The sequence below is a fragment of the Neorhizobium sp. SOG26 genome (genome assembly GCF_003491345.1).
Lineage (GTDB): Bacteria > Pseudomonadota > Alphaproteobacteria > Rhizobiales > Rhizobiaceae > Neorhizobium > Neorhizobium turbinariae.
The window spans coordinates 1,178,919-1,193,643 of record NZ_CP025512.1; the positions used below are offsets into that span (position 1 = coordinate 1,178,919).

The 14,725-nt window shown below is 61.6% G+C and carries 13 protein-coding genes; 11 read left to right on the forward strand and 2 right to left on the reverse strand.

Annotation, left to right across the window (positions count from 1 at the left end):
- The first annotated feature begins 95 nt into the window (after window positions 1–95).
- On the forward strand, window positions 96–1,379 hold the full coding sequence (locus tag CYG48_RS05970; protein ID WP_118849533.1) for an OmpP1/FadL family transporter: 1,284 nt from the start codon (window positions 96–98) through the stop codon (window positions 1,377–1,379).
- A gap of 505 nt (window positions 1,380–1,884) precedes the next feature.
- The gene (exoR, locus tag CYG48_RS05975; protein WP_445304322.1) at window positions 1,885–2,655 is read left to right on the forward strand and encodes an exopolysaccharide production regulator ExoR; all 771 of its coding nucleotides are present in this window, start codon (window positions 1,885–1,887) and stop codon (window positions 2,653–2,655) included.
- Between the two features lie 26 nt (window positions 2,656–2,681).
- On the opposite strand, the gene xth is transcribed toward exoR, so the two are convergent.
- Complete coding sequence (gene xth, locus CYG48_RS05980; RefSeq protein WP_118849534.1) at window positions 2,682–3,485, reverse strand: exodeoxyribonuclease III; 804 nt, start codon at window positions 3,483–3,485, stop codon at window positions 2,682–2,684.
- A 77-nt stretch (window positions 3,486–3,562) separates the two neighbouring features.
- Window positions 3,563–3,892 carry an iron-sulfur cluster insertion protein ErpA gene (gene erpA, locus CYG48_RS05985; RefSeq protein WP_118849535.1) on the reverse strand — a complete coding sequence of 110 codons (330 nt, stop codon included), beginning with the start codon at window positions 3,890–3,892 and terminating at the stop codon, window positions 3,563–3,565.
- A 181-nt stretch (window positions 3,893–4,073) separates the two neighbouring features.
- Here erpA and CYG48_RS05990 point away from each other — a divergent pair, with 181 nt between their 5' ends.
- From CYG48_RS05990 to tatC, 9 genes are all read left to right on the forward strand, one after another.
- On the forward strand, window positions 4,074–5,291 hold the full coding sequence (locus CYG48_RS05990; RefSeq protein WP_118851514.1) for a deoxyguanosinetriphosphate triphosphohydrolase: 1,218 nt from the start codon (window positions 4,074–4,076) through the stop codon (window positions 5,289–5,291).
- A gap of 61 nt (window positions 5,292–5,352) precedes the next feature.
- Complete coding sequence (argS, locus tag CYG48_RS05995) at window positions 5,353–7,110, forward strand: arginine--tRNA ligase (protein ID WP_118849536.1); 1,758 nt, start codon at window positions 5,353–5,355, stop codon at window positions 7,108–7,110.
- Between the two features lie 66 nt (window positions 7,111–7,176).
- Window positions 7,177–10,056, forward strand: a complete 2,880-nt coding sequence (locus CYG48_RS06000) for an SPOR domain-containing protein (protein WP_118849537.1) — start codon at window positions 7,177–7,179, stop codon at window positions 10,054–10,056.
- A gap of 76 nt (window positions 10,057–10,132) precedes the next feature.
- Window positions 10,133–11,149 (forward strand): beta-N-acetylhexosaminidase, encoded by a 1,017-nt coding sequence (nagZ, locus tag CYG48_RS06005; RefSeq protein WP_118849538.1) that lies wholly within the window; start codon window positions 10,133–10,135, stop codon window positions 11,147–11,149.
- Between the two features lie 25 nt (window positions 11,150–11,174).
- Entirely contained in the window at window positions 11,175–12,023 is an 849-nt protein-coding gene (locus CYG48_RS06010) for a segregation and condensation protein A (RefSeq protein WP_118849539.1), read from the forward strand.
- A gap of 11 nt (window positions 12,024–12,034) precedes the next feature.
- Window positions 12,035–12,730: an SMC-Scp complex subunit ScpB gene (scpB, locus tag CYG48_RS06015; RefSeq protein WP_118851515.1), complete on the forward strand. Its 696-nt coding sequence runs from the start codon at window positions 12,035–12,037 to the stop codon at window positions 12,728–12,730.
- Window positions 12,731–12,915: 185 nt separating this feature from the next.
- Window positions 12,916–13,137, forward strand: coding sequence for a twin-arginine translocase TatA/TatE family subunit (locus CYG48_RS06020; protein ID WP_118849540.1), 222 nt, complete (start codon window positions 12,916–12,918; stop codon window positions 13,135–13,137).
- Window positions 13,138–13,170: 33 nt separating this feature from the next.
- Entirely contained in the window at window positions 13,171–13,884 is a 714-nt protein-coding gene (gene tatB, locus CYG48_RS06025) for a Sec-independent protein translocase protein TatB (RefSeq protein ID WP_118849541.1), read from the forward strand.
- Window positions 13,881–14,705: a twin-arginine translocase subunit TatC gene (tatC, locus tag CYG48_RS06030; protein WP_118849542.1), complete on the forward strand. Its 825-nt coding sequence runs from the start codon at window positions 13,881–13,883 to the stop codon at window positions 14,703–14,705. Before tatB ends, tatC begins: the two co-directional genes overlap by 4 nt.
- The last annotated feature ends 20 nt before the right edge of the window (window positions 14,706–14,725 follow it).

The window sequence follows — 14,725 nt, forward strand, 5'->3', positions numbered from 1 at the left end:
CATGCTCCGGCGCCCGCACGCGCGTCAGTGAAAGTTGTTATTTGGAATCCAGCTCTTAGACTGCCTCCATCACCTTACCGGGAGTGGGAGCAATTATGGTAAGAAAGACTTTAGCAGGCGGATTTGTGGCGGCCGCTGGCCTCGTGGCGCTCCAATCACCTGCCTTCGCAGGGGGCCTCGAGAGGGGCGGCTACAACATCGACCTCCTGTTTGATCCGGGCAAAGTGGCCGCCGAAGCGGCCGCGACCTACGTCATACCTGAGCGCAAGCTGAAGAACGTACAGGACGTGGATACTACTTCGGGCGCTTTTCCATTCAACGGCACTGCAGCCGGCAATGGCGGCGGTAACTTGAATGGTTTGTCCACGTCGGCAGACGGCAGTGAAGGTTATTGGGTGCCGCGCATCGGCATCAAGGCCGGCATCGACAACGCGGACTGCATGTTCGATTACTCCGAACCGTGGGGCGCTCACAAGAAACCAGGTCGTGACTGGGCTGGCGCCAACGAAGACATCGAAACCAAGGTCGAGAGCCGCAACTACGCGCTGACCTGCTCGTACCGTTTTGATGCCGGTCCGGGACAGCTCCGCATCATTGGTGGTGGTTTCTATCAGGAAGTCTTCGGTTTCCAGGAACGCCTGGTTCAGGATTTCACCGGCGTTCCCCCGGCGTTTGGCGGCTTGCAGAGTGGCGTAGGCCGCCTTGACCTTGAAGGCGACGGTTGGGGCTGGCGTGCAGGTCTTGCCTACGAGATCCCGGAATACGCCTTCCGCGCAAGCCTTGTTTACAACAGCGAAGTTAAGCTGAACGACATTACCGGCACCTTGGACCTGTCGCAGGTCAACGGTACGGCGCCGTTCGATGTTTACGGCTCGCAGAGCATGCCGGATGTCGTGGAACTCAAGGTTCAGTCCGGTATCGCGCCTGATTGGCTGGCCTTCGGTTCGGTGAAGTGGACCGACTGGAGCCAGCTTCAGAAGGTTCGCTTCTTCTGCAAAGATCCGGCAGCATTCGCGGGTTGTGCACTGCCGGGCGGTGTAACTGCCCTCGACCTCGGCTACCGTGACGGCTGGACCATCAGCGGCGGCATCGGCCACAAGTTCAATGAACAGTGGAGCGGTGCGGCCAGCATCACCTGGGACCGTGGTACCTCGCAGGGTTACGGCACCAACACCGATACCTGGACGCTCGGCCTTGGCGCTGCCTACACCCCGAATGAAAACGTCGAGTTCCGCCTCGCGGGCGTGATCGGCGTCGTGACCGGCGGCGAGTCCGGCCCGGTGACGCTCGGCGGCGAGGCCTATGGCACGCGCGCCAGGTACGACTTCGGCGACGATCTGGTGACGGCGATCTCGACCTCGGTCAAGGTTCGCTTCTGATCAACAAGACACACAAGAACGCCCGGCCTCGCGCCGGGCGTTTGCGTTTGTGGCGCATGCTTGCGAAGGACTGCCTCTCCGTCTCGTGACGTTTTGGCAACACTTTTCCTGGACTATGGGAGCCGGGTCCGGAGCTGGGACTTTTGTCCATTTCCCGCCACAAACGGGGAGCAGCGATGAAAGGATAAAGAGCGCGAACTTGCGGGGGCGGGACGCGCAATTGGAGTAACATGGGCGGGTTTTCTGTAATACGGCCAGTTCTTGCCGGGGCGATCGGAGCGAACGAATGTCTTCGCTCATCTGCCACGGAAGCGGCGGCAATAGGTCCTAGTATTGCCGGAAACGGCATCTACAGTTTTCTTTCAACATCACCGGCGCGGACCTTCCGTGTGGGAAGGATGAGGAAGCGTGTGGTGGCTTGCGGTGCTCGGGTTCCAGCTACCGATGGGGTGGCGCTGAAGCAGCGTGAAAGAAAATGACGATGGCGAAGTCTGGTATCGGATCCATGAGAGTATTGCTTCTTGGAGCGACGATTGCCTCGCTGGTGGCTGGGTCGGCCTCTGCGTTTGACATCCAATCCGGCGTCACGAAGGAATCAGGGCCGTTCGATCTCTTCAAGTTCGGCTTCAAGGCCTACAAGAACGGCCAGAAGGAAGATGCGATCGAGGCCTATCGCTATGCAGCGGAAAAGGGCCACACCGGCTCTCGCTGGGCGCTCGCCAACATGTACGCCTATGGCGACGGGGTCACGAAGGACGACTTCGAAGCCTTCAAGATCTATAATGAAATTGCAGCGCAGGGCATCGAGCCGGGCTCTGAAGACACCGGTTTCTTCATCAACGCGCTTCTGTCGCTTGCCGGTTATTACCGCCGCGGCATTCCCGGCACGCCGGTCAAGCCCGACCTGTCTCAGGCACGGCAGCTGTATTTTCAGGTCGCCTCGACATTCGGCGTCGCGGAAGCCCAGTTCCAGCTCGCGAAGATGATGCTGTCGGGCGAGGGCGGTGGCGCCAGCATCCAGCAGGCTAAGAAATGGCTGAACCAGGCGCGGCGCAACGGCCATGCCGGCGCGATGGCAATCTTCGGCAACGTCCTTTTCCAGGAAGGCCAGACTGTTCGTGGGCTTGCCTTCATGACGGCGGCGCTTGATCGCTGTGCGGCGAAGGACTGTTCTTGGATGCAGCAGTTGCAGGAGCAGGCATTCTCTGTTGCCGGTGAAGAAGACCGTCGCGGTGCTGTTGCCCTGTCGCAGCAGTTTGCTCAGGGCGCCGATTGAGGGCCCAACCCTGGCCTGAGGTGAGGCTAGGCGAAGTCGAAGACGCCGATCACGGGCACGTGGTCGGAGGGTTTTTCCCAGGCACGGGTGTGTTTTTCGATCGATGTTGATTTAAGCCGATCCGCGGCCTCGGGTGAGAGCATCAGGTGGTCGATGCGGATGCCGTTGTTCTTCTGCCAGGCACCGGCCTGATAATCCCAGAATGAATAGAGTTTGGTCGCGTCGTTCGTGGCGCGAACGGCGTCCGTCAAGCCAAGATTCTCCAGGCGGCGGAAGGCGGCCCGCGTCTGCGGCAGGAAAAGCGCGTCCATTGCCCAGACGGCCGGGTCAAAGCAGTCATGCGGTTCGGGAATCACGTTGTAGTCGCCGGCGAGGATCAGCGGTTCCTCGAGTTCAAGGCAAGCCTGGGCGTGTTTGCGCAGCCGCTCCATCCAGGCGAGCTTGTAAGGATATTTCACCGGGTCATCAGCCGGGTTGCCGTTGGGCAGGTAGATCGAGGCGACTCGAATGGCGCCAGACGGCACCGAGAACACGCCTTCAATGTACCGGGACTGCTCGTCGACAGGTCCATCTACGCCATCGCCACCCGGAAGGCCTCGCATCACTTCATCCGGCTTCGTCTTGGAAAGCAGGGCGACACCGTTGAAGCCCTTCTGGCCATGCGTTTCCACATGGTAGCCGAGCGCCTCGATCTCCAGACGCGGAAAGTTCTCGTCGACCGATTTGATTTCCTGCAGGCAGACGATGTCCGGCGAGGAATCAGTAAGCCACTGGCGCAAGCTGTCGATGCGCGCCTTGACGCCGTTGATATTCCAGGTGGCAATCTTCATCAGCCTCGTTCCTCTGGTCGGAGGCCTTCTCTTTTAGCCAAAGCGAAGGCGATGGGAAGGGGCTAGATACGCCGATGCTAGATCGAGAAGCTGGTGCCACAGCCGCAGCTTGCTACCGCGTTCGGATTCTTGATCTGGAACGACTGGCCAAGCAGGTTGTCGACGAAGTCGATTTCGGAACCTGCCATGTAGACCAGCGACAGGCTGTCGATCAGCACCTTTGCGTCGCCATTCGCCACCACGACATCGTCATCCTGCGGCGCGTCAGCCAGATCGAATTTGTAGGAAAAGCCGGAACAGCCGCCGCCCTCGACCGATACCCGAAGCGCCTGTTTTCCTGCTTCGGCTTGCACGATTTCCGAAATTCGCTTCGCGGCGGCATCCGAGAGCGTCACATTCGCATTCATTTTCGTCTCCTGCCGGGTTCAAGGCCCGGAGCTGACACCTACATCCTGAGCCAGCCTTGCGCGACTGGCTTTACATCAATTCACCGGCATTGTGCACGGCTGTACTATAGGTATGAAGAGGCAAGAGGCGCGTCAATGGTCCGATGGAGGCTTGGACGAGGCCGAGAAGGCAGGTGAAGGCATGACAATCGATACCGGCACGCTTGGGTTCGGAAGCGGCGAGCGCGCGATCTATTCTTCAAACCCCTGGGCATCGCGCGGACGGATGTTTCCCGAGCCGGGCAGCCTGACGCGCTCGGAGTTCCAGCGTGACCGCGACCGCATCGTGCACACTACCGCCTTTCGGCGGCTGAAGCACAAGACACAGGTCTTCATCAGCCCGGATGGTGACCACTACCGCACGCGCCTGACGCACACCATCGAGGTCGCCCAGATTGCTCGCGCTCTCGCACGTGCCCTGAAGGTGGACGAAGACCTCGCCGAGGGCGTGGCGCTGGTGCACGATTTCGGCCACACGCCATTCGGCCACACGGGCGAGGATGCGCTGGACGAGATGCTGAAGCCCTACGGCGGCTTCGATCATAACGCCCAGTCGCTGCGGATCGTCACCAAGCTAGAGCGCCGTTACGCCGAGTTCGACGGTCTCAATCTCACCTGGGAAAGCCTCGAGGGGCTGGTGAAGCACAACGGTCCGCTGATCAGCCCAACGGGCGAGGGGTTGCGCGGGCCGGTGCCGCAGCCGATCCTGGACTACACGCAGTTGCACGATCTTGAGCTTGCGAGCTTTGCGAGCCTTGAGGCGCAACTGGCAGCGATCTCCGATGACATCGCCTACAATACCCATGACATCGACGACGGGCTCAGATCCGGTCTGCTGACCTTCGATATGCTCGAGGAGGTGCCGTTCCTCTCTGGCCTGATGGCGGAGGTGCGGGCAAAATATCCCAACCTGGAGCGGTCGCGCTTTGCCTACGAGGTCACGCGCCGGCAGATCACCCACATGGTGGAGGACGTCATTGCCGTCGCGCAGGCGAACCTCAAGAAGCTGACGCCGCAAAGTGCTGCAGACATCCGCGCGGCAGACCATGTCGTGGCGACGTTCTCGGCGGAAATGGCCGAAACGGACCGGCAGATCAAGAAGTTGTTGTTCTCCCGCATCTACCGGCATCCGGAGATCATGCGGATCCGCGCCGGCGCAGCCCAGATCGTGTCCGATCTGTTCCATGCCTACATGGATGATCCGACGCTGATGCACAGTCATTTCTGGGTCGAGCAGATTTCCGGCCTGAGCGAAGCCGCCCGCGCCCGCCACGTCGGTGACTATCTTGCCGGAATGACGGATACCTATGCCATCCGGGCGCATGGCGAGCTGTTTGACCAGACTCCCGATTTGCGCTAGGCACCCGAGCCAACGACAACCGCTTTCAAGGATCCGTGGCCTCGTGCTGCGGATGAGTGATATGAACCTCTTCGCCGACTTCGAGATCAGAATAAAGAATGCTCTGGAAACGATTGATATCGTCAAGGAAAAGCGAAGCGAAGTCGACTTCAACCGTATCACGGTAGAGCCACCGCGCGACCAGAGCCATGGTGATGTGGCCACCAACGCTGCTATGGTTCTCGCCAAGCCGCTTGGTACCAACCCGCGCGCACTGGCTGATATCATCGCCACGACGATGCGCATTGACCCGGATGTCAGCGAAGTTTCCGTCGCCGGACCGGGGTTCATCAATATCCGTCTTTCGATTGGTTACTGGCAGAACCTGCTGGCGACGATGATCCGCGAAGGTGTGGATTATGGCCGCTCCACGCTCGGCCAGGGCCGCAAGGCAAACGTGGAATATGTTTCCGCCAATCCGACGGGGCCGATGCACGTCGGACACTGCCGTGGTGCCGTGGTGGGCGATGCACTTGCCAACCTGCTGGCGTTTGCCGGCTACCAGGTCGACAAGGAATACTACATCAACGACGCCGGCAGCCAGATCGACGTCCTGGCGCGCTCGGCCTTTCTTCGTTACCGGGAAGCACTGGGCGAAGTTGTCGGTGAGATCCCGGAGGGGCTTTACCCAGGCGATTACCTCGTTCCGGTCGGCCAGGACCTTGCAAAGGAATACGGGCAGCGCCTGCTGACCATGCCGGAAGATGAATGGCTGCCGATCGTCAAGGACAAGGCGATCGAGATGATGATGGCCATGATCCGTGAGGATCTGGAGGCGCTTAACGTCAAGCACGATATCTTCTTCTCCGAGCGCACCCTGCATGCGAACGGCGCGCAGGGCATCCGGCAGGCAATCAACGACCTGACCTTCAAGGGGCATGTTTACCGCGGAACGCTGCCGCCGCCGAAGGGCCAGTTGCCGGAAGACTGGGAAGACCGGGAGCAGACGCTGTTCCGCTCGACCGAGGTGGGCGATGATATCGACCGTCCGCTGATCAAGTCGGACGGCAGCTACACCTATTTCGCGGCCGATGTGGCCTACTTCAAGGACAAGTACGACCGCGGCTACGACGAGATGATCTATGTGCTGGGTGCCGACCATGGCGGCTACGTGAAGCGCCTGGAAGCGCTGGCGCGTGCCGTATCCGGCGGGTCAGCGAAGCTCACCGTGCTCCTCTGCCAGCTCGTGAAGCTCTTCCGCAACGGCGAACCGGTGAAGATGTCGAAGCGCTCCGGCAACTTCGTGACGCTGCGCGAAGTGGTGGATGAGGTCGGCCGCGATGCGGTCCGTTTCATGATGCTCTACAGGAAGAGCTCCGAGCCGCTCGACTTCGACTTCGCCAAGGTCACCGAGCAGTCGAAGGACAACCCTGTATTCTACGTGCAATACGCCCATGCGCGCACTGCATCGGTCCTGCGGCAGGCCAAGGAAGCGTTTCCGGATCTTGACCTGGCGTCAATCGACCTTGCGGGCTCCACCGCGTTGATTACCGATCCTAACGAGATCCAGATCGTCGCAAAGCTCGCGGAATACCCGAGGATCGTTGAAGCAGCGGCCCTTGCGCAGGAGCCGCACCGCCTGGCATTCTACCTCTACGATCTTGCCAGTTCCTTCCATGCTCACTGGAATAAGGGCAAGGATCAGCCGGAATTACGCTTTGTTAACGATAAGAACCGACAATTGAGCATTGCCAGGCTTGGGCTGGTGCATGCCGTCGCTTGTGTTTTGAAGTCTGGACTTGCAATCACAGGTACTGCAGCACCGGAAGAAATGCGGTAGTTACTGCCCTCATTTCCCCACATTGCGCTGGCAGAGCCGTAGCAATGTAGGTGAGTGGACGGGGTAATGGCCGATAACAACCTAGCGCGTAGCCGGAATGATCTGCCGGACTTCTTCGCCGATGACGACCCGCTGGCAGAACTCGCCCGTATCGTAGGTTACGACGACCTGCCTGCGTCCGCGCGTCCTGCTGCGGCCCAGCCGGTACAGGGTCGGCGCGAGCCCGCGTTCAACCTGGAAGACGAGCTGCTCCAGGAATTCGAGCGCTACGATTCGCCTCGCCTTGATCCGGCCAACGATATCTCGATCGATGACGTCCCGCGGCGGGTGATTGGCTCGGCGCCGGCGCTTGAGCCCTCGGTTGATTATGATGAACCCGCACCGATGCTTCGCCAGGCTCCGATCGAGCCGGTCTTCACCGAAGATCAGCCGACTCCGGAAGCTCCCATGCAGGCGCAATTGGCAAGCCCTGCGCCGCAGAATGTCGAGCCAGCCTTCGACCCGTCCTTCCTCGAGGCAACCCAATCGACCGATTTCGTCATCGATGAGCTTGATCTTGCCGCAGAACTCGAAGCTGCGATCGGCGTAGAGCCGCTCGAAGCGTTCGAAGCCCCGGCTGACGAGGAGCCGGTGCCGGCGCCAGTAGTGCCGAAGTCCAAGGCATATGAGCCTGGCTTCCGCATGCCGCTCGCCAACTTCAATATTGCGCACTCCAATCCTGTGTCGCAGGCACCGGCGATGGAAGCCGCGCCCCAACAGCCCGTTCACGTTGCTCCAGAAGTGGCTCCTGAGCCTGCGCTTCCTGCTGCGCAGGCTGCCGAGGCGACGTTTGTTGAACCGGAAGCGCCGCAGCCTCTGCCGGTCGCTAAAGCGGTCGTTGATCAGCGTGAAGAGCCTGTCTTCGAGGCGGCGCCGTCGGTGGCCCCGATTGAGCCGCCGGTTTTCAACTGGGATGAGTTTGCTCTTCGCGCTGACGATCTCGCCGTGACGCAGCCCGAACCGGTAGCGTCTCCTTCGGTCGAGCAAGCTGAGGCGCTAGACGTCGCGGAGCCTCCGGTCGATCCGGTTTCGATGGAGGCTGCTCTTGATATCGAGGATCCGTTCAAGGACGACGATTTCGAGATCTCGCTGAGTGATCTGGAACTGGATCTCGATCTGGCGGACCTGGCGGTTGAGGACGAGTTCACGCCCGCGCCTGTGGAAGTTGCAGCACCCGAGCCGAAGGTTCAGCCGGCGCCGGTATTCCATGCTGCGCCGCCAGTACAGCCCGCACCGCAGCCGCAGCCCGTTCTGCAGGCGGCAGCCCCGGTTGCGCCGCAGCCGGTAATGGCGCCTGCAGTTGAAGAGATCGCGGAACTCCCATTCGATCCTGCCGAGATTGCAGAGGCCGAGGAACAGGTCGAGGCGATTGCCGAGCTCGACGTTCCGGCCTTGCCGGTCGAGGAGCCGGAGCAGCCGCCGATCTATCGCCCGGACTACGATATCGATATCGATGCCGAACTGGCCTCCATGATGATGGAGCCGGAGAAGCCGGAGCCTACGCCTGTTGCAAGGCCGGAACCGCTTCCGCAGCCGACCGTTTCTTTCGCGTCCTACGATCAGCCGGCAGCCGCAAAGTCGCAGCCGCCGCAGTATTCCGATCTCGACGATTTCGAGCGTGCTCTCGAAGAAGATTTCCGCCGCAGCCTGGCTGCGCCGCTGGCGCCGATCGATCCGAACGAAGCGGGCTCGGGTGGCACGGATTATCTCGCGACTTTCGAAAACGCCCGTCGCTCCGTTCGCAACTGGACCCTGCCGCTGGTGATTGCCGGCGTCGTCGTGGCCGGTGGCCTCGGTGCCTACGCCTGGATTGGCAGCAGCATGCCGGGCGCTTCGTCGAACGGCGAACCGATCATCATCGCTGCCGATACCGATCCGGTGAAGGTTGCGCCTGAAAATCCGGGTGGCAAGACGGTGCCCAACCAGGACAAGGCGGTTTACGACCGCGTGGCCGGCGTTGCCCCGCAGGAGCCGCAACAGCCGACGCTGATTTCCTCCAGCGAGGAGCCGGTTGATGTGGTTCAGCGGACCCTGATGCCAGATACGCTTCCTCTGGAAGGCGAAAACGACATTGAGCCGACGGAGATCGCCGGGGCCGATGATCTGCGCCTGCTTCCAGACCAGGAGCAGCAAGCGGCCCTGCCGGCTGAACAGCAGCCGGTCGCCGTTATGCCTCGTCGGGTGAAGACGATGATCGTGCGTCCGGACGGCAAGCTGGTGGAGCAGGAAGTTCCAGCTCCGGTTACGGCAGCGCAGGACATGGCCAAGGTTCCCGCAGCCGGCACGCGGTCGGGTGAGCCGGCGACGCAGGTTGCCGCGGCACCGAATGCGCTCCCGCAGGCACCAGCCGCATCGGCGGACACCGCGGGTCTGGTTCCGGTCTCGGCACCCGTTTCCGGCAATCTGCCTGAAGCGGCACCTGCTGCACCGCAGGCCGATCTTGCTTCGGTGGAAGCTGCAGCCCAGGCGGCAGAACCTGCGGTCGAGGCTCCGGCCGAGCCGGCAGTGAATATTGTACGCGCACCCATCCCAGCAACGCGTCCGGCCGAACAGCCGGTCAATGTTGTGGCAGCCGTGACGGAACAAGGAACGGTGCGTGCGCCGACGCAGGCACCGGCTGCATCGCAGGCGGCAGCACCGACGCAGGTCGCGTCGCTTGGCGAGGGCGGTTACGTTATCCAGATTGCGTCGCTGCCGACACAGGCCGATGCCCAGAAGTCCTACCAGAGCCTGTCGGCGAAGTTCGGCAACGTGATTGGCGGCCGTGGCGTCGACATCAAGGCGGCGGAGATTGCCGGCAAGGGTACCTTCTACCGCGTCCGCATCCCGGCCGGCAGCAAGGCAGAGGCCGTCGCCCTCTGCGAAAAATATCGCGCTGCCGGGGGTAGCTGCCTCGTCGCACGCTGATCGCGTGCTGGAGAAAACGAAACGGGGTGCCCAGGCGCCCCGTTTTTTGTTGCCGCAGATGTTCTAGGATTTTCCCATGACCGAATCAAAAGCCATGATCCTTGGTGCGAGCGGCGCTGCTCTCACCGCTGACGAAATCTCCCTTTACCGCGACGAACGCCCATGGGGCTTTATCCTCTTCGCGCGCAACTGCGTGGAGTCGCAGCAGATCCGCGATCTTGTCGCGGCGATGCGCGATGCCGTCGGCCGGCCGAACGCGCCGGTTCTGATCGACCAGGAAGGCGGGCGCGTGCAGCGGATCCGCCCGCCGATGATCGAGCGGTACCCGTCCGCGGCTGGGCTGGGCGAGCTCTACAGGCAGGACCGGGAGCAGGGCCTGCGGGCAACATGGCTGATGTCGCGCCTGCACGCCTTCGACCTGATGAAGCTCGGGGTCAACGTTGATTGCCTGCCGGTACTGGACGTGCCGGTGGAAGGCGCTAGCAACGTCATCGGTGATCGCGCCTATGCCTTTGACCCGGCAGTAGTTGCCGAAATGGGCAAGGCCGCAGCGGAAGGCCTAAAGGCTGGCGGCATGCTTCCGGTGATGAAGCACATGCCGGGCCACGGCCGCGGCATGGCCGACAGCCATCATGAGCTTCCCGTCGTTACCGCCTCACGCGCCGAGCTGGAAGCGCATGACTTCATCCCCTTCGTGGCGATGAAGAACGAGTTGATGGCGATGAGCGCCCATATCGTCTTCACCGCGATTGACGAGAATGAACCAGCGACCATCTCGCGCAAGGTGATCGAGGAAATCATTCGCGGCCATATCGGCTTCGATGGGTTGTTGATGTCCGACGACACATCGATGAACGCACTGAAGGGCACGATCGGCGAGCGTGCCGCACGAATCATGGGGGGCGGTTGCGATATTGTCTTGCATTGCAACGGCGTGATGGAGGAAATGAAGGCGGTGGTGAAGGAGACGATCCCGCTGGCTGGCGACGCATTGCGACGCGCAAGAGCCGTGGAAGCTGCCTTCACCGAAGGTGACGGGGCCGACGAAGCAGCGATCCGGGCGGAGTTCCACGGCTTGCTGGGGGCCGCGTGACGGACGCGTAACTGAAGGTTTGGGAATGGCCACGACGACATCGCAGGACGCCATCCCGATGGACAAGCTCTGGCAGGGAACTGCCGAGCGCGCGACCGGCGAGGCTGGTTTGGTGATCGATGTCGGCGGCTTTGAAGGGCCGCTCGATCTCCTGCTGCATCTTGCGCGAAACCAGAAGGTCGATCTCGCCCGCATCTCGGTTCTGGCGCTCGCCGAACAATATCTGCAGTTCATCGAGAGCGCCCGGCGCGTGCGCATCGAACTGGCTGCCGACTATCTCGTCATGGCCGCGTGGCTGGCTTACCTGAAGTCGAAGCTGCTCATTCCGCAGCAGGCGAAGGGCGATGACGGGCCGAGCGGCGAAGAATTGGCCGCAACGCTTGCCTTCCGCCTGAAGCGCCTCGAAGCGATGCGTGACGCGGCGACCAATCTCGTCAACCGCAACCGTCTTGGCCGCGATATCTTCGCCCGCGGTGCGCCGGAGCACATCCCGCATCGGGTGCAGTCGGCGTTTGAAGCCTCGCTTTACGACCTGCTGTCGGCTTATGCCAACCTGCGCCAGCGCGGTGCGGTGACCCAGGTCACGATCGAGCGCCGCAAGGTGTGGTCGCTCGTTGACGCCCGCGAACTGCTCACCCGCATGCTGGGCGAAATTGGCGATTGGACGACTCTGCAGCACTATCTCCTGCCATACCTGCCGCCGGAAGACCGCGTGACCGCAACGGCGAGCGCCTTTGCGGCAGCGCTGGAACTGGTACGCGAGGGCAAGTTGGAGATCCGCCAGGACGGCGCCTTCCAGCCGATCTACCTGCGAAAGGGTGATCGGCCAAAGGTTGTCCAGGCGGTGCCTGCAGGTGAGGGAGGCGAGGCATGAGCGCTGAAGACATGGATATCGCTGCCGAGCCGGGTGAAGACGAAGCTCTTTCCTTCAGCGCCGAAGAAGCCGAACGTATCGCCGAAGCGCTGGTGTTCGCCTCCGCCGAGCCCGTGCCCGAATCATTTCTGGCTGAACGGTTGCCGCGTGGTGCGGATGTACGCGCCATCATGGAGCGGCTGATGGCGGTCTACGCCAAGCGCGGTGTCAACCTCATCCGCACAGGCGACCGCTGGGCCTTCCGGACTGCCGCCGATCTTTCCTTCGTGATCCGTCGGGACGACAACGAGGCGCGCAAGCTCTCGCGGGCGGCGCTGGAGGTGCTGGCCATCATTGCATATCACCAGCCGGTGACGCGCGCCGAGATCGAGGATATTCGCGGCGTGCAGACGTCCCGCGGGACACTCGACGTCTTGATGGAGGCGGGCTGGGTACGTTTCCGCGGCCGTCGCCGCACGCCGGGCCGCCCGGTGACGCTTGGAACCACGCCGGAATTCCTGGATCACTTCGGGCTCGAGGAGTTGCGTGACCTGCCGGGTCTCGAAGAATTGAAGGGCGCGGGATTGTTGTCCGGTCGCATTCCGCCGGGCTTCGCCGTGCCTGCACCGATGGACTCCGACGAGATCTCCGAGGATGAAGATCCGATTACCCAGCTTGATCTCGAGGAACTTGGGTTGCTCGCGCCGCGCGGAGATGCCGAGGATTGAAGGCTTTCTCGCCCTCCAATTCGATATGGAAAAGCGTTTGCCAAGTAACATTTCCACACGTCGTGCTCTTGCTCCTTCGTCTTTCGACGAATAGCGGTGACAGTTACGAAGTGGGACATTTTGGTGTTTGAAAAAGCTGGATAAACCGCTTACATCGATAAAACGGTTCTTAGGGAGTTGAGTTTATGGGTTCTTTCAGTGTGTGGCATTGGCTGATCGTTCTGGTCATCGTGCTCGTTCTTTTCGGACGTGGCAAGATTCCGGAACTGATGGGCGATTTTGCCAAGGGCATCAAGAGCTTCAAGAAGGGCATGTCTGACGACGACGCTCCGGAAGCCAACGGCTCGACCACTGCCAAGACGGTCGATCACAAGGCGGACGAGGTCAAGGAAACCAGCCGGTCGTAAGACTTGCGCTGCAGGTTCCGGGAGCCTTTCTGAATGCTTGATATCGGTTGGAGCGAACTGCTCGTCATCGCGATCATACTGATCGTGGTGGTGGGTCCGAAGGACTTGCCGCCTATGCTGCGGGCATTCGGCAAGATGACCGCGAACCTGCGCAAGATGGCGGGTGAATTTCGAACCCAGTTCGATGAGGCCTTGCGGGAGGCGGACCTCGACGACGTGAAGTCGACGCTGACCGATGTCCAGAAGCTGAACCCGACAAACGCGCTGCGGGATGCCATCAACCCGCTGCGCCAGATGGGGCAGGAGATCAAGTCCGACCTCCAGCGCGCGACCCAGCTACCGAGCCAGATCACGGCTGAACCGGCCAAGACGGCAGATGCCATCGAGTCGGGTGGAAATGTTCCTGCTGCAGCTGACGAGACCCCGATCGTCGCCAACGACACTCAGTTCGCCGCAACGGATACGGCGGCGCAGACGTCACCTGCTTCGACGGCGCCTGTCGTAAGCGCTGCTCCTGCTGAAGTGGCAGGCGAGGCGGCCGCGAAGCCAGTTCGCAAGACTTCTGCACGGGCCAAACCGCAAGCCGATGCTGCCGATACGGCATCTGCGGACGCCAAGCCGGTGCGACGCCGGGTTGCCAAGCCGGCTGCAAAGCCGGCCGCGATCGCTGCCGATGGTGAGCCCGTCAAGGCGGCTAGCCGCAAACGTACCGTGAAGAAGGCCGACACGCCGAAGGATGACGCATGAGCGGTGATTATGAAGATAAGCCGCAGCCGCTTATGGAGCATCTCCTTGAGCTGCGTACCCGGCTGATCTGGTCGATCGGCGCCTTCTTCGTGGCGTTTGTCGTCTGCTTCTTCTTTGCAAAGCAGCTCTTCAACCTGCTCGTCGTGCCCTACAAGTGGGCGGTCGTCTGGGCAGGCCTGGACGTCACGAAGTCGGAGCTGATCTACACCGCGCCGCAGGAATTCTTCTTCACGCAGGTGAAGGTCGCGATGTTCGGCGCGCTGGTCATCGCATTCCCGGTGATCGCCTCGCAGCTCTACAAGTTCGTCGCTCCCGGCCTCTACAAGAACGAACGTGCGGCCTTCCTGCCGTTCCTGATTGCGTCGCCGATCCTGTTCCTGCTTGGCGGGGCGCTCGTCTACTTCTTCTTCACGCCAATGGTGATGTGGTTCTTCCTCGCCATGCAGCAGGCGCCTTCCGAAGGCGAAGTCGGCATCTCGCTCCTGCCGCGCGTGTCGGAATACCTGAGCCTCATCATGACGCTGGTCCTGTCCTTCGGGCTGGTTTTCCAGTTGCCGGTGGTCACGACGCTGCTTGCTCGCGTCGGGATTCTCAGCAGCGACTGGCTGAAGCAGAAGCGCAAGTTCGCGATCGTGATTGCCTTCGTGGTCGCCGCCGTGCTGACGCCGCCGGATCCGATGTCCCAGATCGGCCTTGCACTGCCGACCATCCTTCTCTACGAGATTTCCATCTACGCCGCACGACTCGTCGAGCGCAAACGTGCTGAAGATGCTCTCCAGGAGGAGCAAGCGTCGGATGTTGCGGAGACGGAGAAGGCTTAAATCTTCGTCGTTGAGGCGGG